Origin of the sequence: Nonomuraea sp. MG754425 (assembly GCF_021699195.1) — a bacterium.
GTDB lineage: Bacteria > Actinomycetota > Actinomycetes > Streptosporangiales > Streptosporangiaceae > Nonomuraea.
In genome coordinates, this window is sequence record NZ_SSXE01000193.1 from 1 (window position 1) to 19750 (window position 19750).

Genomic DNA, 19750 nt, shown 5'->3' on the forward strand with positions numbered 1-19750 from the left:
GTGTGGCCGGAGGGGAAGGCGAAAGAGCCCGGGGCGTCGCAGGCGCGGACAACACGGGCGTCCGGCGGGGGATCCAGGTGGGGATCGAGGATTGGGCAGGTCACGGCGTGGGGAAGCCGGGGAGGGAAGCGTGAGCCAGGGGAGGGAGGCTTCGGGGCATGTGGGTGGAAAGCCTGCGACAGGTGTCCGAATTGTGGCGACACGCTCGTTAAGAGCGCTCAGATAGTGGCGCCTCGCACTCTTACCAGATACGGTCCCTCCGTGAGCCCCGTCCGCCGCTGTTCCCGCACCGCCTGCAGCCAGCCTGCCGTCTTCACGCTCACGTACGTATACGCCGACTCGACCGCTGTTCTCGGCCCCCTGGCGACGTACGCGGAGCCACACTGCTATGACCTGTGCGCCGAACACGCAGAACGGCTGACCGCCCCCCGCGGCTGGGAGGTGGTGCGGCTGCCCACGGACGGCGCCTCACCCAGCTCCGACGACCTCGAAGCACTGGCCAACGCGGTCAGGGAGGCCGCGCGGCCCACATCGCCCGGCGGAGGTGAACCGGTCGGTCAGGGCGTCGAGGTGGGCCGTCGCGGGCACCTGCGCGTTCTGAGATCGGCCCAGCAGCACCGCGACCGGTAGGCTCGTCCTGTACGGCGGAAACGACCTAGGGGCGGAGCTGGAGAGTGGGCGATCTCGCCAAGATCTTCAAAGCGTACGACGTTCGCGGGGTGGTTCCCGACGAGCTGGACGAGCCGACCGCCGAGGCCGTGGGGGCGGCCTTCGTCGAGGTCACAGGGGCGCAGTCGGTGGTCGTCGCGCATGACATGCGCGAGTCGTCCCCGCCGCTGGCCGAGGCGTTCATCAGGGGCGCCCGTTCGCGCGGCGCCGACGTCGTGCACGCCGGGCTCGGCTCGACCGACCTGCTCTACTACGCCAGCGGCAGCCTGGGGCTGCCCGGTGTGATGTTCACCGCCAGCCACAATCCCGCCCGATACAACGGCATGAAGATGTGCCGGTCCGGCGCTGTGCCGATCGGCGGCGACTCGGGGCTCACGGAGATCCGCGACAGAGCCGCCGAGCTGGTCGGGGCGACGCCCGGTCCGGGCGGCTCGCTGATCGAGAAAGACCTGCTCAGAGGCTACGCCGACCACCTGCACGGGCTGGTCGACCTGCGCGGCGTCCGGCCGCTGAAGGTGGTCGTCGACGCCGGCAACGGCATGGGCGGGCACACGGTGCCCGCCGTGTTCGAGGGGCTGCCGATCGAGCTGACCCCGCTCTACTTCGAGCTCGACGGCAGCTTCCCCAACCACGAGGCCAACCCGCTGGAGCCGGGCAACCTCGTCGATCTGCAGCGCGCGGTGCTCGCGCGCGGCGCGGACCTGGGGCTGGCGTTCGACGGCGACGCCGACCGGTGCTGGGTGATCGACGAGCGGGGCGAGTCGGTCTCGCCGTCGGCGGTCACGGCCCTGGTCGCGGCGCGGGAGCTGGCCAAACACCCGGGCGCCACGATCATCCACAATCTGATCACGTCGCTCGGCGTGCCGGAGATCGTCCGCGAGCACGGCGGCGTGCCGGTGCGCACGCGGGTGGGCCACTCGTTCATCAAGGCCGAGATGGCCAGGACGGGCGCCGTGTTCGGCGGGGAGCACTCGGCCCACTACTACTTCAGGGACTTCTGGTTCGCCGACTCCGGGATGCTGGCGGCCATGCACGTGCTGGCCGCGCTGGGGGAGCAGGACCGGCCGCTGTCGGAGGTCGTCGGGGTCTACTCGCGTTACCACGCCTCGGGCGAGGTCAACAGCGAGGTCGCCGACCAGGCGCGGGCGCTGCTGCGGGTGCGGGAGGCGTTCGCGGGGCGCGGGGAGTTCGACGAGCTCGACGGCCTCACCGTGAGCGGGCCCGACTGGTGGTTCAACCTGCGGGCCTCCAACACCGAGCCGCTGCTGCGGCTGAACGCCGAAGCGGCCGACCAGGGCAAGATGACGGCGATCAGGGACGAAGTCCTCGCCATTGTGGGAAAGGTGTCAGAGTGAAGATCGACGACTGGCTGCTGGAGATCCTCGCCTGCCCGGCGTGCAAGGCTCCGCTACGGGCCGAGGACGAGACCGAGGAACTCGTCTGCACCGGCTGCGGCCTGATCTACCCGGTCCGGGATGACATTCCCGTCCTGCTCGTCGACGAGGCCAGGAAGCCGTGACCTGGGAGCCGGAGCGGCTCGACGACCAGCGACACCTCAGCGAGGCCGATCCTGGCGGCATGCTTCCGGCGGTCGCCGCCTCCGCGGCGCAGATCCGCACCGGCTACCGCAGCGCGGTCGAGGCCCGCCTCGACCGGCTGGCCGGCCAGGGGCGTCCCCGGGCCGTGGTGGTCGCGGGCATGGGCGGCTCCGGCATCGCCGGCGACATCCTGGCGGCGGTCGTCGGCAACGGCGCGCCGCTGCCGATCGTGACCGTGCGCTCCTACCAGCTCCCCGGCTGGGTGGGGGCCACCGACCTGGTCATCGCCGTCTCCGGCTCCGGCGAGACGGAGGAGACGCTGTCCCTCGCCACCCAGGCGGTGCGGCGCGGCTGCTCGCTGCTGGGTGTCGGCGCCCCCGGCTCCGCGCTGGAGGCCATCGCCACCCAGGCGTCGGCCCTCTACGTGCCGGTGCCGGTCACCGGCCAGTCCAGGGCGAACCTGTGGCTGCTGAGCATCCCCCCGATCGTGGCGGCGGCGGCGTTGCGACTGGTGTCCGTGGAAGCCGACCTGTTCGAGCGGGTGGCCAGGTCGCTGGAGGACCTGGCGCACCGGTGCCGGCCGTCCAGCGAGTCGTTCATCAATCCGGGCAAGTCGCTGGCGATGCACCTGGCCGAGAGCGTGCCGATGGTCTGGGGGTCGTCCCCGGCGGCGTCCGTGGCGGCGTACCGGCTGGTCAGCCAGCTCGGTGCGAACGCGAAGTATCCGGCCGTCCACGGTGAGCTGCCCGAGGCCGGCCACCATCAGGTGGAGGTGCTCGACGGGCCGCTGGCCGAGCGGGACATCTTCGCCGACTCGGCGGGCCGCACGCTGCGGCTCGTCGTGCTGCGCGACACCGAGGAGCATCCGCAGGTGACCCGGCGGCGCGAGGCGTCGCTGCGGCTGGCCAGGGAACGCGACGTGCCCGTCACCGAACTGGTGGCCGAGGGCGTGCATCCGCTGGAGCGGATGGCGAGCCTGATCGGGCTCGGCGACTACGCGAGCGTCTATCTGGCGCTGGGTTATGACGTCGATCCCACCGCTGTGTCAGCGATCACTGAGGTAAAGGCAAGGATTTCCCCATAGGATCGCCTATCGAGCTTTTGCAGGTGATCTTTATGACTGGAGCAGACCGGTGAGCGCGAGCGGCGGAACCAAAGCGATTGTTGCGGCCTTGACCGCGAACCTGTCCATTGCCGTGGCCAAGTTCGTGGCGGCGTTCTTCACCGGCTCCTCCTCCATGCTGGCAGAGGGCATCCACTCGGTCGCCGACTCGGGCAACCAGGTGTTGCTGCTGGTGGGCGGCAAGCGGGCGGCCCGGGCCAGCACGAAGGAGCATCCGTTCGGCTACGGCCGCGAGCGCTATTTCTACGCGTTCGTGGTGGCCGTGGTGCTGTTCACGATCGGCGCGGCGTTCTCGATTTACGAGGGCGTGCACAAGATCTCCGACCCGCACGCGGTGGAGTCGCCGATCTGGGCGTTCGCGGTGCTGATCTTCGCGATCATCGCCGAGGGCTTCTCCTTCCGTACGGCGATCAAGGAATCGAACGCGGTACGCGGCAAGCAGTCGTGGTTCTCGTTCATCCGGCGGTCGAAGTCGCCCGAGTTGCCGGTCATTCTGCTGGAGGACCTGGGCGCGCTGCTGGGTCTGGTCTTCGCGCTGTTCGGCATCACGATGGCGGTCGTCACCGGCGACGGCGTCTGGGACGGCGTGGGCACGCTGATGATCGGCGTGCTGCTGGCGGTGATCGCGGTCGTGCTGGCCATCGAGACCAAGTCGCTGCTGGTCGGCGAGGGCGCCTCGCCGGAGATGGAGGGCCGGATCAGGGCCGCGCTCGAAGGGGCGCCGGAGGTGGCGCGCGTCATCCACATGCGCACGCTGCACCTGGGCCCCGAGGAGCTGCTGGTGGCCGCGAAGATCGCGGTGGAGCGCAACGAGACGGCGGCCGACGTCGCCCAGGGCATCGACGAGGCGGAGCGGCGCATCCGCGAGGCGGTGCCGATCGCCCGCGTGATCTACCTGGAGCCCGACCTCGACCGTCTCAAGAGCACCTCCGTCCCGGGCTGAGGTCCCTCCCGCCGGGCCGCCCCGGGCGGCTCGGCGGCTCACCGTGAGTTGAGCAGGCGCAGGGCCTTCTCCTTCTCGAAGTCCAGAGCCCTGCGCGGCACCTGGATGCGTCCGATCCGCACGCCCAGGTCGCGCACCGCCGCCGCCACCGACGGCTCGCTCAGTACGCGCAACGCGAAAGCCAGCTCCGCCGGAGACACGTCGAACTGCTTCTCCAGTTCCACCCCCTGCGCCACGGCGGCCAGCTCGTCGGGCCCGAACCGCCGGTGCGATCCCCGCTCGCGCACCGGCGGCAGCAGGCCGAGAGCCTCCCGGTAGCGGAGCATCCGTGGGGACATGCCGAGCCGCTTGGCTGCTTCCGTTATGCGCATTCTTACATTCTTACGTCAGATTCCATGTTCGCGAGATGCGTCTTCGAGTGGGGGCCGCCTAGACTCGTCCGCGACAAGCACCCGTGATGTGAGGGGACACCCGATGGACTTCAAGGTCGCAGACCTTTCACTTGCCGACTTCGGCCGCAAGGAAATCCGGCTCGCCGAGCACGAGATGCCCGGCCTCATGGCGGTCCGCAAGGAATACGCGGCCTCCCAGCCCCTGCGCGGCGCGAAGATCATGGGCTCCCTGCACATGACGATCCAGACGGCCGTCCTGATCGAGACGCTGGTCGCCCTCGGCGCCGAGGTGCGCTGGGTGAGCTGCAACATCTTCTCCACGCAGGACCACGCCGCCGCCGCGGTGGTCGTCGGCCCCGACGGCACGGTGGACGACCCGAAGGGCGTACCGGTCTTCGCCTGGAAGGGCGAGACGCTGGAGGAGTACTGGTGGTGCACCGAGCAGGCGCTCACCTGGCCCGGCGGCGACGCCCCCAACATGATCCTCGACGACGGCGGCGACGCCACCCTGCTCGTCCACAAGGGCGCCGAGTTCGAGAAGGCCGGCGCCGTGCCCCCGGCCACGGCCGAAGACCCTGAGGAGTGGCACGTCATCATCGACCTGCTCACCCGCACGGTCGGCGCCGACAAGCGGTGGTCCAAGATCGCCGAGAGCATCAAGGGCGTCACCGAGGAGACCACGACCGGCGTGCACCGCCTGTACGAGATGCACAAGAACGGGCAGTTGCTCTTCCCGGCGATCAACGTCAACGACTCGGTCACCAAGTCGAAGTTCGACAACAAGTACGGCTGCCGCCACTCCGTCATCGACGGCCTCAACCGCGCCACCGACGTGCTGATCGGCGGCAAGGTGGCCGTGGTCTGCGGCTACGGCGACGTCGGCAAGGGCTGCGCCGACGCGCTGCGCGGCCAGGGCGCCCGGGTCATCGTCACCGAGATCGACCCGATCTGCGCGCTCCAGGCGGCCATGGACGGCTTCCAGGTGACCACCCTCGACGAGGCCGTCGGCCTGGCGGACATCTTCGTCACCGCCACCGGCAACTTCAACATCATCACCGCCGCCCACATGGCGAAGATGAAGCACCAGGCGATCGTCTCCAACATCGGCCACTTCGACAACGAGATCGACATGGCCGGGCTGACCCGCACCGAGGGCATCGTCAGGAACACCATCAAGCCGCAGGTCGACGAGTGGATCTTCCCCGACGGCCACTCGATCCTCGTGCTCGCCGAGGGCCGCCTGATGAACCTGGGCTGCGCGACCGGCCACCCCAGCTTCGTCATGTCCAACTCGTTCACCAACCAGGTGATCGCGCAGATCGAGCTGTACGCCAAGACCTCGGAGTACCCGATCGGGGTCTACACGCTGCCCAAGCACCTCGACGAGAAGGTCGCCCGCCTGCACCTCGACGCCCTGGGCGTCAAGCTCACCGAGCTGACGAAGGAGCAGGCCTCCTACATCGGCGTGCACGTCGAGGGCCCGTACAAGCCGGACCACTACCGCTACTGAGGCGGACGGGCTCCGGGAGGCGCGCTCGCCTCTCGGGGCTTTCCCCTTTCCATCTTTTACGGCGGGCCAGGTCACCCGCACGCGCCGACGTCACCTCCGTCCGTCATGGCCGGTCGTGAAGGCTCACGGGCCGGGCGCCGTGACGAGCGTGACCTTGGCCGTGTTCTTCGGTTCGAGGCTGGCCATGGATCTCAGTGAAAGCGGCGAGCGGCAGATCTCCTGGGCCGCCCGTTCGATGCCCGTGCTGACCGCGATCGGCGAGCGGTTCGCGCTCGAACGGCCGCTCGACGGGCTGAGGATAGCGGCCTGCCTGCACGTCACCGCCGAGACGGCGGTGCTTCTGGGTGCGCTGAAGGCGGGGGGCGCCCAGATCGCGCTGGCCGCCTCCAACCCCCTGTCCACACAGGACGACGTCGCCGAGGCGCTGCGGGCGTACGGGATCGGGGTGCACGCGCGGGCCGGCGTCGATCGGGCGACCTACTACCGGCACATTCACCAGGCCCTCGACCTGGCCCCCGACCTCGTGCTCGACGACGGGTGCGACCTGGTGAACATCCTGCACACCGAGCGTACCGACCTGCTCGACGGGGTCAGCGGCGGCTGCGAGGAGACCACGACGGGGATCATCAGGCTGCGGCAGATGGCGGCCGAGGACGCGCTGCGCTTCCCCGTCGTCGCCGTGAACGACACCCGGACCAAGCGCATGTTCGACAACCGGTACGGCACCGGCCAGTCCACCCTGGACGGCATCATGCGGGCCACCAACACGATGCTGGCGGGCCGGGTCGTGGTCGTGGCCGGGTTCGGGTTCTGCGGGCGCGGGGTGGCCGAGCGGGCCAAGGGCTTCGGCGCGCGGGTGATCGTGACCGAGATCGACGCCGTGAAGGCGCTGGACGCGACCCTGCAAGGCTATGAGGTGCGGCCGATGGCGCAGGCCGCGCTGCTCGGCGACCTGTTCGTCACCGCGACCGGCAACCGCGACGTGGTCGGGGCCGAGCACCTGGCGGTGATGAAGGACGGGGCCATCCTGGCCAACGCGGGGCACTTCGACGTGGAGATCGATGTCCGGGCCCTGGACGAGCTGGCCGACGAGGTGCACCGGGGCGTGCGGCCCAACACCGACGAGTACGTCATGTCCGACGGGCGGCGGCTGCTGCTGCTCGCCGAGGGCCGCCTGGTCAACCTCACCGCCGCCGAGGGGCATCCGGCGGCCGTCATGGACCTGTCGTTCTCCGCCCAAGCGCTGGCCGTGCAGTGGCTGGCCGCCGAGCGCGCGAGCCTCGCGCCCGGGGTCTACGACGTGCCCGAGCGGATCGACCAGGAGGTGGCCCGGCTGAAGCTGGCCGCCGCCGGCATCGGCATCGACCTGCTCACGGCCGAGCAGGAGGACTACCTGCACTCCTGGCGCCTGGGCTCCTAGCGAAGCGACGGACACCCGGGCGGTGCCGGGCCCGGGGGTGTCACCCTCAGAGGGCGGCCTGCATCTGCTGCATGCGGTGGATCTCGGCCGACTGCTCGACGCTGACGTCGGTGGCCAGCTCCTCGATCTTGATGTGCGCGCCGCCGGTCAGCACCCGCTTCGACATCTCGATCGCGCCCATGTGGTGATTGATCATGAGCTGCAGGAACATCCGGTCGAACTCCGTGCCCTTGGCCGCCTTCAGCGCGTCCATCTGCTCGGGCGTCGCCATGCCCGGCATCCCCGCGTGCCCGGCGTGATGGGCGGGCACCGCCTGCTCCTGCTCCCGCAGCCAGGTGGACATGTACTGGATCTCCGGGCCCTGGACGGCCTGGATCCGGTCCGCCAGGCCCTTGAGCTTGGCCGATTCGGCCCGGGTGGGGGCGAGCAGCGCCATGTCCACGGCCTGGCGGTGGTGGACCACCATGTCCTGGACGTACGTCACGTCGGCGGCGTTGGCGGTGGCGGAGGGCACGGCGGTGGCGGCCTCGTCCGGCGACAGGGTCCTGGCCTGCTCGCCCGGCCGCCCCGGCGCGATCACGGGCGCCGTCGAGTCGGCCCGCGGGGCCTGTGGTGTGCTGCCTGAGCTGCAGCTCGAAAGGGCGATGGCGACACCGGCGACGGCGACGACGAGCGCAGCGCGCACCCAACCTCCTGACTGAAGTCGCTACAGAGTGCGCACTCTAGGTGAAACCCAGACTAATTGAAAGAGGGCGAATCGGAACAAAAATTGACACGTTGGACGCTGGTCGGCCAAGCGGAGAAGGGCGAAGATTGCGTAGATTTATGCCCGCTTTATCGGAGGTTCCCGAGCGTGTTAACCCCCCGCAGAGCCCTCACCCTGGTGGCGGCGTTCGTCGCGCTGGCAGGTCTCGTGGCGCCGGCCCAGGCTGCGGACATTCCGGCTCCCGGCCAGATCGTCATGAGCCCCAACATCAAGCACGTCACCAACGTGCCCAAGCCGGCGGCCCTGGCTGACATCCACACGGACATGGCCTTCCAGGACGACTACGCCTACGTAGGCAACTACTCCGGCTTCTCCATCTACGACATCAAGAACCCCAAGAAGACCTCGCTGGTCAGCTCGGTCGTCTGCCCCGGCGGCCAGATGGACGTCTCCGTCTACGGCAACCTGCTGTTCGGCTCCGTCGACTCCTCGCGCAACGACGACTCGTGCAGCAGCACCGGTCAGAGCGCCACGATCAAGGAGTCGTGGGAGGGCATGCGGATCTTCGACGTCTCCGACAAGGCCAACCCGCAGTACATCAAGTCGGTCGAGACCAACTGCGGCTCCCACACGCACACGCTGGTGCCCGACCGCAAGCGGGAGAACGTCTACATCTACGTCTCGTCCTACGGTCCGAACGACGCCTACCCGGACTGCAAGACGCCGCACGACCTCATCTCGATCATCAAGGTGCCGCTGAAGAACCCGACGGCCGCCACGGTGATCGGCACGCCCAACCTGTTCCCCGACGGCGGATACCCCGGCGTGCAGTTGCCCTACCCCAACGGCAGGTCGGCGACGAGCGGCTGCCACGACATCACGTCGTACCCGGAGAAGGGCATCGCCGCGGGCGCGTGCATGGGTGAGGGCGTCCTGCTCGACATCCGCGACCCCGAGCAGCCCAAGGTCACCGCGACCGTACGGGACGAGACGAACTTCGCGTTCTGGCACTCGGCCACGTTCAACAACGACGGCACGAAGGTCATCTTCACCGACGAACTCGGCGGCGGCGGGGCGGCGACCTGCAACGAGGCCATCGGGCCGAACCGCGGCGCCAACGCCTACTACGACATCGTCGGCGGGCAGTTCCAGTTCAAGGGCTACTTCAAGATCCCCAGGCACCAGGCCGACAGTGAGAACTGCGTGGCGCACAACGGCTCGCTGATCCCGGTCAAGGGCCGCGACATCATGGTGCAGGCGTGGTACCAGGGCGGCATCTCGGTGGTCGACTTCACCGACTCCGCGAACGCCCAGGAGATCGCCTACTTCGAGCGCGGCCCGGACAACACCGCGCCGGCGCTGTCCGGCGGCTTCTGGTCCGCCTACTACTACAACGGCTACATCTACGGCTCGGACTTCAACCTGGGCCTGGACGTGCTGAAGATCAACGACCCGCGTACGAACAAGGCCAACGGCGTCAAGATGCGTTCGCTGAACGTGCAGACGCAGGCGTCCTACCCCGAGCGTGGCCACGGCCACGACCACTGGTAGCTCCCGTGGCGGGGGTGTCCCTCTCGCGCCGTTCCCTCGTCATGGCGGCCGCGGCCACCGTTCTAGCGCTGGCGGGCACGCCCGCGCTGGCCGCCGACATCCCGCCGCCCGACACCGTGGTCACCAGCCCGAACGTGACCCACGTGCTGAACGTCCCCAAGCCCGCCCCGATCGCCGGCACGATCAACACCGACATCGCCTTCCAGGGCGACTACGCCTACGTCGGCAACTACGGCGGCTTCTCGATCTACGACATCCGGGACCCCAGACGGGCCAGACCGGTCAGCTCCGTCGTCTGCCCCGGCGCCCAGATGGACGTCTCCGTCTACGGCGACCTGCTGTTCGCGGCCGTGGACTCCTCGCGCAACGACGACTCGTGCAGCAGCACCGGTCAGAGCGCCACGGTCAAGGAGTCGTGGGAGGGCGTCCGCATCTTCGACGTCTCCGACAAGACCAACCCGAAGTACATCAAGTCGGTCGAGACCAACTGCGGCTCCCACACCCTGACCCTGGTGCCCGGCAAGGGCCGCGACCGGGACCGGAACGTCTACGTCTACGTGTCGTCGTACCAGCCGTCCGACTCCTTCCCCGACTGCCTGCCGCCGCACGACAAGATCTCGATCATCAAGGTGCCGCTCAGGGACCCGGCCGGCGCCGCGGTCGCCGCCACCCCCGTGATCTTCCCCGACGGCGGCAACGAGACCCAGCCGGGCCTGCTCCTGCCAACCTCCGGCTGTCACGACATCACCGCCTACCCCGAGAAGGACATCGCCGCGGGCGCGTGCATGGGTGACGGCGTGCTGTTCGACATCTCCGACCGGCTGAACCCGAAGGTCACCGCCAGGACCACCGACCCGAACTTCGCGTTCTGGCACTCGGCCACGTTCAGCAACGACGCCAGGAAGGTCGTCTTCACCGACGAGCTCGGCGGCGGCGGGGCGGCGACCTGCAACGAGGCCACCGGCCCGACCCGCGGCGCGGACGCGATCTACGAGATCGTCAAGGGCAAGTTCGTCTTCAAGAGCTACTTCAAGATCCCCCGCTACCAGGCCGACAGTGAGAACTGCGTGGCGCACAACGGCTCGCTGATCCCGGTCAAGGGCCGCGACATCATGGTGCAGGCGTGGTACATGGGCGGGCTGTCGGTCTGGGACTTCACCGACAGCGCCAACCCGAGGGAGATCGGCTACTTCGAGCGCGGCCCGCGCGGAGCGGGCGGCGGCGGTGGCATCTGGTCCGCCTACTACTACAACGGCTACATCTACGGGGCCGACTTCCACGAGGGCCTCGACGTCATCAAGATCGACGACCCGCGTACCGACAGCGCCAAGCGGGTGCGCACCGACCGGTTGAACGTGCAGACGCAGGGCTCGTACCACGGCCGGGGGCACGGCTGAGGTGACGGCCCGCGCCGCCTCGGCGGCCCTCGGTGAGTGCGGTCACTGAGGCGGCGCGAACCCGCCCGGAGTCGCCTGCGGCGGCTCCGGCGCGGACGCCGGACCCTGCTGCGGCGCGGGGCCGGGTGGACCGTAGAACGGTTGCCGCGGTGCCGGTCCGGGCGGACCGTAGGCAGGCTGCTGCGGGGGAGGCCCAGGCGGGCCATACGCAGGCGGTTGCGGGAAAGCGCCGGGCGGTCCGTGAACGGGCTGCTGCGGGGCGGCACCGGGCGGCAGGCCGTTCCCCATGCCCGTTCCCGTCCCCATGCGCTGGGCGAAGCGCACCTGCTCGCGGCGGCGGCGCTCGGCCAGGACGGCGCTGAGATAGGCGTGCGGCGGCACCCCCGCCGGAGCCACAGGCGAGACGAAGGCCGCCACCTGGGTCGCGATCCGTACCCCCATGTCGTGCCGCACCTGCGGCGACAGGTCACGCCAGCGCGTCAGGTACTGCCGGGCGGCCTGGGCCACCTGCTCGGGCAACTGGGACAACTCCAGCGTCGCCGCCCAGCTCGCGAGCTGCGGCGGCATCACGATGGACTCGCCCGTCGCGCGCGGACCCCGCTCGGAGATCACGATGGTGCCCGCGAACACGTCGCCGAGCCGCTTGCCCCGCTGCGAGACCAGCGACGCGATCAGCGCCGGCGCTCCGGACAGCACCCAGAACTCCAGCACCCCCGCCAGCCCGCGGAACAGCGCCTGCCGGAAGCGCTCGGGGCTGCCGTCGTCGCTGACCACCCGCAGCCCGAGCGCCAGCTTGCCGAGGCTGCGCCCCCTGCTGACGGACTCGAAGATCACCGGGTAGCCGAGCAGCACGAGCACGACCAGGACGATCATGACGGCCCCGAACATGGCGGGGTCGCTGACGGCGGCGAACGCGCCTAAGAGCGCGTAGGCGGCGAGCAGCACGGTGAACTGCACGGCCATGTCGATGATGATCGCCAGGGCCCGGGAGGGCATCTGCGCCACCCGTACCTCGACCACGACGGCGTCGCCGGTCACAACCTCTGACATATGTGGAGCCTAACGGCTCTGCCCCCGTGATTGAGCGGCCAGAATGTTCGGGTGGACATCGAAGCGTTCGTCACGGCACACCGGCCCGTCTGGGACCGGCTCGACCACCTGGTCAAGCACCGCTCCTCGCTGACCGGCGCCGAGGTGGACGAGCTGGTCGAGCTGTACCAGCGGGTGGCCACACACCTGTCCATGGTCCGCTCGTCGAACAAGGACCCGATGCTGGTCGGACGGCTGTCCGCGCTGGTGGCCAGGGCCAGGTCCGCCGTCACCGGCGCGCACACCCCGGCCTGGCGCGAGGTGACGCGCTTCTTCACCGTGACCTTCCCCGTGGTGGCCTACCGGGCGCGGTGGTGGTGGCTGGCCAGCTCGGTGGCGTTCCTGGTGGTGGGCTGGGTGATGGGCGCGTGGGTGGCGGCCAACCCCGACGTGCAGGCGTCGATCGCCAGCCCCGACGAGATCACCCGGCTCGTCAACGAGGACTTCGCCGACTACTACTCGGAGAACCCGGCCGCCTCCTTCGCCAGCCGCGTGTGGGTCAACAACGCCTGGGTGGCGGCCCAGATGATCATGTACGCGGTGCTGCTGGGGCTGCCGATCCCGTACGTGCTCTACGCCAACGCCGAGAACGTCGCCGTCTCCGGCGGGCTCATGGCCTCCCGCGACAAGCTGGACATCTTCTTCGGCCTGATCCTGCCGCACGGCCTGCTGGAGCTGACCGCCGTGTTCCTGGCGGCGGCCGTGGGCATGCGCCTGGGCTGGACGGTCATCGACCCTGGCCCGCGCAGGCGGGTGGAGGCGCTGGCCGAGGGCGGCCGGGCGGTGATGAGCGTGGCGATGGGGCTGGTCGTGGTGCTGTTCGTGTCGGGGCTGATCGAGGCGTTCGTGACCCCGTCGGGGCTGCCCACGTGGGCGCGCGTCGGCATCGGCGTGCTCGCCGAGGTGGCCTTCCTCGCGTACGTGATCGTCTTCGGCCGCCGGGCGCTGCGCGCGAACGAGAGCGGCGACATCGAGCGCGCCCCCGACGTCGCCCCCACCGCCTAGAGCCGTCCCGCGGCCTTCAGCGCCAGGTACGCGTCCGCCAGCGCGGGCGCGATGTCCTCCGGCGGCGCGTCCACGACCTCGACCCCGTGCCGCCGCAGCCTGGCCGTGATGCGCCTGCGGCCGAGCTGGGCCTGCTCGGCAGCCGCCGCGTCGTACACCTCCTCGGCCGTCTCGCGGCGGGCCGTCATGGCCGCGACGGACGGATCGGACACCCCGGCCACCAGCAGCAGGTGCCGGGAGGAGAGCTGCGGCAGGACCGGGATGAGGCCCTCGTCCATGGCGGCCGGGTTCAGGTCGGTGAGCAGCACGACCAGGCAGCGCCGCTTGGCCCGCGACAGGATCGCCGCCACCATGCCCTGCGCGTCGGCCTCGACCAGCTCCGCCTCGATCGGCGCCATCACGTTGACCAGCGACGACAGCAGCTCGGTACGCGACTCGCCGCTCACCCAGGCACGTACGGCCCGGTCGTAGGCGAGGAAGTCCACCTGGTCGCCGGCCCTGGCGGCGAGCGCGGCCAGCAGCAGGGCGGCGTCCATCGACCAGTCGAGACGCGGCCAGCCGGGCGCGGGCCGGGGATCGGGCTGGACGAACAGCCCGCCGCCGCCCGCCTCGGCCCCCGCCATGGGAACCGGCGCGGCGCCGACCCGGCCCGCCGAGGTGCGGCCGGTGTCGAGCACGATCAGCACCCGGCGGTCGCGCTCGGGCCGCCAGGTGCGGACGACGACGTCGTGCCGGCGCGCGGTCGCCCGCCAGTCGATGGAGCGCACGTCGTCGCCCACCACGTACTCGCGCAGCGAGTCGAACTCGGTGCCCTGCCCGCGTACCAGCGCCGGGTGCTGCCCGTCGAGCTCGCGCAGCCGGGCCAGCCGGGACGGCAGGTGCTTGCGCGACAGGAACGGCGGCAGCACCCGGACCGTCCACGGGGCCCGATGATCGCCCTGCCGGGCGGCCAGGCCCAGCGGGCCGAGCGAGCGCACCGTGACCGCCACGGAGGCGCGGTCGCCGCGCCGGAGCGGGGCGAGCGTGACGGCGATCTTCCGGCGTTCGCCGGCGGGCACGTCGAGCGGCGCGACCCGGGGCCGCGCGCCCGCCGAGGGCGGCCAGGCGTCCCTGAGCAGGCCGCGTACCCGCCTGCCGCCGGGGTTCTCGACCACCAGCTCGACCGTGGCCTCCTGGCCGAGCCGGACCAGCGTGTCGCCGGAGCGGTGCAGGCGCAGCGGGCGTACGGCCCCCGCGAACACCAGGTCCACGACGATCCCGGCGGCCAGCAGCAGGCAGACCCCGGCCAGCGCCGCCCCGGGCTGCGGCGCGAACAGCACCACCACGATCCCGACCGCCGCGACCAGCCCGGCGCGTCCCGTCAGAGCCATTGCCGCACCACGCTTCCGGCCGTCAACGCGGCACCGGGACCGAGGCCAGGATGCCGTCGAGCAGGCCGTCGGCGGTCGCGCCCTCCAGTTCGGCCTCGGGACGGAGCTGCACGCGGTGCCGCAACGCGGGCCTGGCCAGCGCCTTCACGTCGTCGGGGGTGACGTACGGGCGGCCCGACAGCCACGCCCACGCCCGCGCGGCGGCCAGCAGCGCCGTCGCCCCACGCGGCGAGACGCCGAGCTGCAGCGACGGGGAACTCCTGGTGGCGCGGGCCACGTCGACGATGTAGCCGAGCACCTCGGGCGCGACGTGCGTCCGCGCGGCCGCCTCCCGGCCCGCCGCCAGGTCCTCGGCCGAGGCGACGGCCTTGACCTCCGACAGGTCGCGCGGGTCGAACCCGCGGGCGTGCCGCTCGAGCACGGAGATCTCCTGGTCGCGCGGCGGCAGCGGCACGGTCAGCTTGAGCAGGAACCGGTCGAGCTGGGCCTCGGGGAGCTGGTAGGTGCCCTCGTACTCGACGGGGTTCTGGGTCGCGCACACCACGAACGGGTCGGGCAGCTTCCTGGCCGAGCCCTCCACGCTGACCTGCCGCTCCTCCATCGCCTCCAGCAGCGCCGCCTGCGTCTTCGGCGGGGTGCGGTTGATCTCGTCGGCGAGCAGCAGGTTCGTGAACACGGGCCCTTCGCGGAACTCGAACTCCGCGGTCTTCGTGTCGTAGATCAGCGAGCCGGTCACGTCGCCCGGCATCAGGTCGGGCGTGAACTGCACCCGCTTGAAGTCCAGCGTCAGCGCCGCGGACAGCGTGCGCACCATCAGCGTCTTGGCCACGCCCGGCACGCCTTCGAGCAGCACGTGCCCCCGGCACAGCAACGCGATGACCAGCCCCGTCACGACCGCGTCCTGACCCACCACGGCCTTGGAGACCTCGGCGCGCAGCGCGCCCAGCGCCTCCCTGGCCGAGTCGCCCTGGTCGGTCGGCACGCGGTAAGTCTCCTCAAAGTTCACTGATCTGCCTCTCCATGAAGTCCAGATATCCGGCCAGCCCGACGAGCCCCGCGTCGTCGGCCGGCGGCGGGCCGTACAGTGCCGCGCCGACCTGCTGCGGGTCCTGCCCCGTGCGGTCGGCGAGCGCCGGGACGATCTCGTGCCGGCCCGCGCCTGAGGCCAGCCCGAGCCTCGGGGTGAGCCGGTCGATCGTGCCCGCGCGCAGCGAGTCGGCCGCGCGTTCCCTGGCGCGCCTGGCACGGTAGAGCCGCCCGCGCCCCTCGACGGTCTCGGACGCCCTGACGATGACCGGCAGCTTCTCCGTCACCACCGGACCCAGCCGCCGGCCGCGCCAGAACGCGGTGACGCCCAGCGCGATGATCGCCATGTAGACGGCCCACCGGACGCTGCCCGGCATCAGCTCGTACATCGACTGGCCGCGCTCGCCGGGCAGGTCGAGGACGGGCGGCGTCGCCGGGCGTACCAGCCAGGTGACGGCCTTGCCGGTGCCGATCAGGTTGAGCGCCAGCGCCGCGTTGCCGTCCTCGGCCAGACGCTGGTTGGTCATGAAGTCGCCGTCGCCGACCACGGTGATGACGCCGCTCGCGGACGGGAAGGTGACCAGGGTGTGCCCGTCGTCCGCCGGGTAGCAGCCGGTCGAGCCGGACGGCCCGCGCAGCACGATGCCGCCCAGGTACGCGCTGCCCGCGACGGTGGCGGCGGGCAGCCCGCACCCGGGTTCACGCGAGCGGGGCCGGGCCCCGCCCGGCTCGACGCGCACGCCGGGGGCCAGGGCGGCGAGGCCGAACACGTCGCCCACGATCAGGCGGTCGCCGGGGATCTCGGCCAGGTCGTACTCGTCGACGTAGGCGGTGTCGGTGACCAGCAGCAGCCGGTCGCCCGCCGCGCCCTTGGCGGCGGCGGCCGCCACGGAGTCGACCCGGTCGACGGTGACGCCCCGGTCGCGCAGCAGTTCGGCCAGTGCCCTGGAGCCGGACATCGAGGTGTCGTCGGGGTCGAGGCGGCGCTCAGGGGTGCCTTCCGAGCCGAGCAGCACGCCCAGGACCGAGACGAGCACCACCAGGGCGCCGAGCAGCACGATCAGCCGGCTGCCGCGCCAGGCGGAGCGGACGGTGGGGGAGGCCGGGTGCGACTGCCCGGCAGGGGCCTGGGGGGTGACCACGCTCATGCAGGGCCCTCGCCGATCCCGTTCCCGGCGGTCGCGAGCGGCGCCGGCCTGGCCTGGCGCAGGCGTTCGTCGAGGTCGGCCATCATCTCGTAAGCCTCCCGTGTGCCCGTCACCCCGCCGTACGTCACGTCGTCGAACGAGCGGGCGGCCACCGCGAGTTCCTGCGCGAACGCGGGCAGCGCCGTGGCCGCCTCGGCCGCCAGTTCGTCGGCGGTCCGGCCCGGCATGCCGTCGACCAGGGCACGTTCCTCCAGGTCGCGCGCGATGGCCCGGAGCCGCTCCTGCAGGGCCTCGCTCCAGCGGCCCTCCTGGGCCAGCCGCCCGGCGGCCTGCCGGTGCTCGACCGCGGTCAGCGCCCGCTCGCCGAACAGCCCGCCGGGCGCGGACGCGTTCTCGCGGGACGTCTTGCGCAGCCGCCAGGCCACCAGCGCGATCACCGTGAGGAGGATCAGTGTGATCACCACGGCCGCGATGACGCCGCCCGCGGTGCCGCCGCCGGTGGTGGCGTCCACCAGGTCGCCCAGGAACTGCACGACGTAGCGGTAGATCCGGTCGAACAGCGCTTCCACGCTGTACTGGGGCTTGAGGAGTTCCTGGGCGGCCTCGCGGGCGGCTTCGTCCCGGCCGATCGGGCTCACGGCCTGGCCGAGTTGGACGGGTGCCACAACTCGTCGGCCGAGGCGTGCACCCAGCCCTGGCGCTGCTGCTCGATGGCGGCCGTCTGCAGCACGAGGTCGAACGCCTCGCTGCGCATGCGCCGGTCGGCGTAGAGCAGGCCCGCGACCCCGGCCTCGAACGGGTAGGTGAACATCGCGCCGAGCGTGCCGCCGATCGCGATCAGCACGGCCGTCACGACGGTGTTGGTGACCGAGCCGGCGCCGAGCACTCCGAACATCGTGCCCGCCAGCGTGAACGGCACCGTCAGGATGCTCGCGACGAGGCCGACGAGCAGGGAGGTGAGCAGCAGGATGCCGAACACCCGCCAGAAGTCGCCGCTCACCAGGTTCCACGAGCGGCGCATCGCGTCGATCGGCCCGCGGCCCTCCAGGACCACGGCGGGCGAGGCGAAGGCGAAGCGGGTCCTGAAGAACAGGTAGTAGGCGAGGTAGGCGATGAGGAACAGGACCGTGAGCCCGGCGATCCAGCCGAGCGCGCCGGGGCCGGTGGCGTTCATGGCGACGGCCACCAGGAGCAGCACGAAGACGATCAGCGGCACGACCATGATCACGGCCATCAGCCCCACCACGCCGAACAGCGCCGGGATCCGGCTCTTGACGAGCTGCCAGGCCTCGCCGGAGCTGATGTTGCCGCCGAAGACGGCCCGGCCGAGGATGCGGGTGAGCACGCCGGTCAGCAGGGTGACGACGACGAACTGGATCGCGTAGGAGACGAGCGAGCCGGCGTACTGGCCGAGGATGCCGGACATCGTGTAGAGGTCGTCGCTGGAGCCGGCGAAGCTCTCGGGGTCGTCGAGCGGGCCGGACATGGTGTCGAGCAGGAACGCCTGGCCGACGGCCAGCGGCACGGAGGCGAGCAGGGCGGCCACCGCCGACAGGCCGAGCACGGCCTTCGGGTTCGACCGGATCAGCTTGATCGTGCCGTCCAGAATGTCGCCGAGACCCAGCGGGCGCAGCGGGATGATTCCCGGCCGGAGCGCCGGCTGATGCGGCATGTGGCCATATCCGGGCTGCTGCTGCGGATAAGGCGGATATGGTGTTTGGGGCCCGGGTCCGTACGGCGCCTGCTGTTGCTGGGGGTGCTGAACGGGCTCTGCGTGCGGCTGCCCGTAAGGGGTCTGTGGCTGTTGTGCGCCGGGAGCGGTCCACGGGGAGGCCGCCGGGGCGCTGTAGGGCGGGGGCTGTTCGGCCGACCAGCCTGATGGCGTCTCGGGCATGGGACCGTGACCGTCTGACATATCCCAATCCTGGCACGCTGTGCGGGCCATTGGTGTCACGGAGCGGATTCGTCGGCTCATCTTGCCCGCATTCACGGAGGAATCAGGGCAAGGTTCGCGTCCGGGGATGGCCGAAAGTCGCCCTGTTACCGCAGACTGAGATAGCGGTCGCGGGGGCGGACCTAAAATTCGCCTTTTGTAGGGCTCAGGTCACACTCATGGGCCAACCAAGGGTAACCTTCAGCGATCGTGCGGGTATGTCCCACAATGCGTAGAACGAATGAGGGGCCATGAAAGGTCGCGTGCTGGTCGTCGACGACGACGCCGCTCTCGCCGAGATGCTGGGGATCGTGCTGCGAGGGGAAGGCTTCGAGCCGTCATTTGTCTCCGACGGCGACAAGGCCCTCGATGCGTTCCGGGATACACGCCCGGACCTGGTGCTGCTCGACCTGATGCTGCCGGGGGCCGACGGCATCGACGTCGCGCGCAGGATCAGGGCTGAGTCGGGGGTGCCCATCGTCATGCTCACCGCCAAGAGCGACACGATCGACGTCGTGCTCGGTCTGGAGTCGGGGGCCGACGACTACATCGTCAAGCCGTTCAAGCCGAAGGAACTGGTCGCCAGGGTGCGCGCGCGGCTGCGCCGCACCGACGAGCCGACCCCCGAGATCCTCCAGATCGGCGACATCACGATCGACGTGGCGGGTCATTCGGTCAAGCGCGGCGAGGAGACCATCAACCTCACGCCGCTGGAGTTCGACCTGCTGGTGGCCCTGGCCCGCAAGCCGCGCCAGGTGTTCACCCGCGAGGTCCTGCTCGAGCAGGTGTGGGGCTACCGGCACGCCGCCGACACGCGGCTGGTCAACGTGCACGTGCAGCGGCTCAGGGCCAAGATCGAGAAGGACCCCGAGCACCCCGAGATCGTCGTCACGGTCAGGGGCGTGGGCTACAAAGCCGGCCCGGCCTGAC

Annotated in this window: 19 protein-coding genes; 11 read left to right on the plus strand and 8 right to left on the minus strand. The window is 70.8% G+C overall.

Translation table 11 applies throughout. From position 1 onward, the window contains the following. Positions 1-261 precede the first annotated feature (261 nt). Genes FAF44_RS43015 through FAF44_RS43035 form a run of 5 tightly spaced genes read left to right on the plus strand, consistent with a single transcriptional unit; the run spans position 262 to position 4273 of the window. Complete coding sequence (locus FAF44_RS43015; RefSeq protein ID WP_043620669.1) at positions 262-630, plus strand: DUF3499 domain-containing protein; 369 nt, start codon at positions 262-264, stop codon at positions 628-630. Positions 631-674: 44 nt separating this feature from the next. Next, complete coding sequence (locus tag FAF44_RS43020; protein ID WP_237109170.1) at positions 675-2024, plus strand: phosphomannomutase/phosphoglucomutase; 1350 nt, start codon at positions 675-677, stop codon at positions 2022-2024. Further along, positions 2021-2188 carry a Trm112 family protein gene (locus tag FAF44_RS43025; RefSeq protein WP_237109171.1) on the plus strand — a complete coding sequence of 56 codons (168 nt, stop codon included), beginning with the start codon at positions 2021-2023 and terminating at the stop codon, positions 2186-2188. The genes FAF44_RS43020 and FAF44_RS43025 overlap by 4 nt, the downstream gene beginning before the upstream one ends. After that, complete coding sequence (locus tag FAF44_RS43030; RefSeq protein ID WP_237109172.1) at positions 2185-3291, plus strand: SIS domain-containing protein; 1107 nt, start codon at positions 2185-2187, stop codon at positions 3289-3291. Before FAF44_RS43025 ends, FAF44_RS43030 begins: the two co-directional genes overlap by 4 nt. A 49-nt stretch (positions 3292-3340) precedes the next feature. Then, on the plus strand, positions 3341-4273 hold the full coding sequence (locus FAF44_RS43035) for a cation diffusion facilitator family transporter (protein ID WP_237109173.1): 933 nt from the start codon (positions 3341-3343) through the stop codon (positions 4271-4273). Between the two features lie 38 nt (positions 4274-4311). Here FAF44_RS43035 and FAF44_RS43040 read toward each other — a convergent pair whose 3' ends face one another. Next, positions 4312-4644, minus strand: a complete 333-nt coding sequence (locus FAF44_RS43040; protein WP_237109174.1) for a MerR family DNA-binding transcriptional regulator — start codon at positions 4642-4644, stop codon at positions 4312-4314. A 103-nt stretch (positions 4645-4747) separates the two neighbouring features. On the opposite strand from FAF44_RS43040, the gene ahcY reads away from it, so the two are divergent. Both ahcY and FAF44_RS43050 read left to right on the plus strand, forming a co-directional pair. Beyond that, positions 4748-6175 (plus strand): adenosylhomocysteinase, encoded by a 1428-nt coding sequence (gene ahcY / locus FAF44_RS43045; protein WP_237109175.1) that lies wholly within the window; start codon positions 4748-4750, stop codon positions 6173-6175. Between the two features lie 184 nt (positions 6176-6359). Further along, entirely contained in the window at positions 6360-7595 is a 1236-nt protein-coding gene (locus FAF44_RS43050; RefSeq protein WP_237109176.1) for an adenosylhomocysteinase, read from the plus strand. Positions 7596-7641: 46 nt separating this feature from the next. On the opposite strand, the gene FAF44_RS43055 is transcribed toward FAF44_RS43050, so the two are convergent. After that, a complete protein-coding gene (locus tag FAF44_RS43055) occupies positions 7642-8280 on the minus strand; it encodes a DUF305 domain-containing protein (protein ID WP_237109177.1) in 639 nt (212 codons plus the stop codon). A 168-nt stretch (positions 8281-8448) separates the two neighbouring features. On the opposite strand from FAF44_RS43055, the gene FAF44_RS43060 reads away from it, so the two are divergent. Continuing rightward, complete coding sequence (locus FAF44_RS43060) at positions 8449-9852, plus strand: LVIVD repeat-containing protein (protein WP_237109178.1); 1404 nt, start codon at positions 8449-8451, stop codon at positions 9850-9852. A 41-nt stretch (positions 9853-9893) separates the two neighbouring features. Further along, entirely contained in the window at positions 9894-11249 is a 1356-nt protein-coding gene (locus tag FAF44_RS43065; protein WP_237109192.1) for an LVIVD repeat-containing protein, read from the plus strand. A gap of 42 nt (positions 11250-11291) precedes the next feature. Here FAF44_RS43065 and FAF44_RS43070 read toward each other — a convergent pair whose 3' ends face one another. Further along, complete coding sequence (locus FAF44_RS43070; protein ID WP_237109179.1) at positions 11292-12299, minus strand: RDD family protein; 1008 nt, start codon at positions 12297-12299, stop codon at positions 11292-11294. 51 nt (positions 12300-12350) lie between these two features. On the opposite strand from FAF44_RS43070, the gene FAF44_RS43075 reads away from it, so the two are divergent. Continuing rightward, the gene (locus tag FAF44_RS43075) at positions 12351-13343 is read left to right on the plus strand and encodes a stage II sporulation protein M (protein WP_237109180.1); all 993 of its coding nucleotides are present in this window, start codon (positions 12351-12353) and stop codon (positions 13341-13343) included. Here FAF44_RS43075 and FAF44_RS43080 read toward each other — a convergent pair. Genes FAF44_RS43080 through FAF44_RS43100 form a run of 5 tightly spaced genes read right to left on the minus strand, consistent with a single transcriptional unit; the run spans position 13340 to position 18559 of the window. After that, positions 13340-14713, minus strand: coding sequence for a DUF58 domain-containing protein (locus tag FAF44_RS43080; protein WP_237109181.1), 1374 nt, complete (start codon positions 14711-14713; stop codon positions 13340-13342). The genes FAF44_RS43075 and FAF44_RS43080 overlap by 4 nt on opposite strands. Positions 14714-14735: 22 nt before the next feature. After that, the gene (locus tag FAF44_RS43085) at positions 14736-15695 is read right to left on the minus strand and encodes a MoxR family ATPase (protein ID WP_237109182.1); all 960 of its coding nucleotides are present in this window, start codon (positions 15693-15695) and stop codon (positions 14736-14738) included. Between the two features lie 13 nt (positions 15696-15708). Next, positions 15709-16887 (minus strand): DUF4350 domain-containing protein, encoded by a 1179-nt coding sequence (locus FAF44_RS43090; RefSeq protein ID WP_237109183.1) that lies wholly within the window; start codon positions 16885-16887, stop codon positions 15709-15711. Then, positions 16884-17552, minus strand: coding sequence for a DUF4129 domain-containing protein (locus FAF44_RS43095; protein WP_237109184.1), 669 nt, complete (start codon positions 17550-17552; stop codon positions 16884-16886). Before FAF44_RS43095 ends, FAF44_RS43090 begins: the two co-directional genes overlap by 4 nt. Continuing rightward, positions 17522-18559, minus strand: coding sequence for a glycerophosphoryl diester phosphodiesterase membrane domain-containing protein (locus FAF44_RS43100; RefSeq protein ID WP_237109185.1), 1038 nt, complete (start codon positions 18557-18559; stop codon positions 17522-17524). The genes FAF44_RS43095 and FAF44_RS43100 overlap by 31 nt, the downstream gene beginning before the upstream one ends. 512 nt (positions 18560-19071) lie before the next feature. Here FAF44_RS43100 and mtrA point away from each other — a divergent pair. Next, positions 19072-19749 (plus strand): MtrAB system response regulator MtrA, encoded by a 678-nt coding sequence (mtrA, locus tag FAF44_RS43105; protein ID WP_043620615.1) that lies wholly within the window; start codon positions 19072-19074, stop codon positions 19747-19749. Position 19750: the final 1 nt, after the last annotated feature.

Excerpts from the sequence above, each read along its gene's own strand:
- FAF44_RS43040 (WP_237109174.1), bottom strand. The coding sequence starts at position 4,644 with ATGCGCATAACGGAAGCAGCCAAGCGGCTCGGCATGTCCCCACGGATG.
- ahcY (WP_237109175.1), top strand. The coding sequence starts at position 4,748 with ATGGACTTCAAGGTCGCAGACCTTTCACTTGCCGACTTCGGCCGCAAG.
- FAF44_RS43050 (WP_237109176.1), top strand. The coding sequence starts at position 6,360 with ATGGATCTCAGTGAAAGCGGCGAGCGGCAGATCTCCTGGGCCGCCCGT.
- FAF44_RS43065 (WP_237109192.1), top strand. The coding sequence starts at position 9,894 with ATGGCGGCCGCGGCCACCGTTCTAGCGCTGGCGGGCACGCCCGCGCTG.
- FAF44_RS43070 (WP_237109179.1), bottom strand. The coding sequence starts at position 12,299 with ATGTCAGAGGTTGTGACCGGCGACGCCGTCGTGGTCGAGGTACGGGTG.
- FAF44_RS43080 (WP_237109181.1), bottom strand. The coding sequence starts at position 14,713 with ATGGCTCTGACGGGACGCGCCGGGCTGGTCGCGGCGGTCGGGATCGTG.
- FAF44_RS43090 (WP_237109183.1), bottom strand. The coding sequence starts at position 16,887 with ATGAGCGTGGTCACCCCCCAGGCCCCTGCCGGGCAGTCGCACCCGGCC.
- FAF44_RS43100 (WP_237109185.1), bottom strand. The coding sequence starts at position 18,559 with ATGCCGCATCAGCCGGCGCTCCGGCCGGGAATCATCCCGCTGCGCCCG.
- mtrA (WP_043620615.1), top strand. The coding sequence starts at position 19,072 with ATGAAAGGTCGCGTGCTGGTCGTCGACGACGACGCCGCTCTCGCCGAG.